1 protein-coding gene is annotated in these 1,111 nt (G+C 59.5%); it reads left to right on the forward strand.

Annotation, left to right across the window (positions count from 1 at the left end; translation table 11 throughout):
• A partial coding sequence (locus AC1D17_RS29065) for an aminotransferase class III-fold pyridoxal phosphate-dependent enzyme (RefSeq protein ID WP_477568651.1) occupies window positions 1–851 on the forward strand: 851 nt, incomplete at its 5' end.
• Between the last annotated feature and the right edge of the window lie 260 nt (window positions 852–1,111).

Genomic DNA, 1,111 nt, shown 5'->3' on the forward strand with positions numbered 1-1,111 from the left:
GCGCCTATGAGCCGCTCCTGCCGGGCACTATCCATCTGGCAGCACCGTATGCCTATCGCAACCCGTTTAATACCAATGATCCGAAGCTGATCGCAGACGCCATTATCCGGCAGTTCGCCGACGAGATCGCCTTTAATGGCGCGGACACTATTGCTGCCCTCATCATGGAGCCCGTACTTGGCGCCGGAGGCGTCATCGTTCCACATGAGAGCTTGATGCCTGGGCTGCGCGCGCTCTGTGACAAAAACGGAATCCTGCTGATCGCCGATGAGGTCATCACTGCCTTCGGCCGCACCGGTGCGTGGTCTGGAAGTCGGCTCTGGGGCGTTCAGCCGGACATGATGTGCACGGCGAAGGCCATCACCAATGGCTACTTCCCTTTCGGCGCTGTTATGATCGGCAGTCGCATCGCGGACGCTTTCGAAGCTGACCGTACAGCCATGGGGAACATCGGTCATGGCTATACCTACTCCGGTCACCCTGTTGGCGCCGCGGCGGCCATCGCCTGCCTTGCCGAGACGATCAAGCAGGATCTTCCCCCGAATGCCGCTGCGCGCGGTGTGGAACTGCTCGATGGCCTGAAGGATTTGCAGGCCCGATACCCCATCATCGGCGATGTACGCGGCAAGGGTCTGATGTGCGCGCTCGAACTGGTCGCCAACAGGGACGATAAGACGCCAGCCGGGAAAGATGTCGTGGGCAAGGTCTATCAGGGCGCCTATGACGCCGGCGTGATGATCCGCACGTCGGGCAACAACATCATCTTGTCGCCGACGCTGATCATTTCGAAGGCCGATGTCACGCGTATTCTTGATGCTCTCGATGCAGGGCTGAAGTCCACGCAAAACTGATCATTCTCGGTAACCGGGAGGCTGGACCTCCCGGTTACCGAGGCTATCAAAGAAATTCTAAGGCATGCGTCACGGAAAGCAGGGCTTCGAAATCAAGCCTTAGCAGCACGAGCCTTTGTCTATGAGACAAACGGGACGCGAGCCGCAGCAGGGGATCACCTCCGGTCTCAGCCTGCCAGCTCCGCCAGACCTGCGTAGAGGAGAAGGGCCTGCGGATTAGCCAGCGCTTCTTGATTCTTGACTGGCCGCCCATGCACAAC

It is taken from the genome of Pararhizobium sp. P1_E7, from assembly GCF_056405855.1.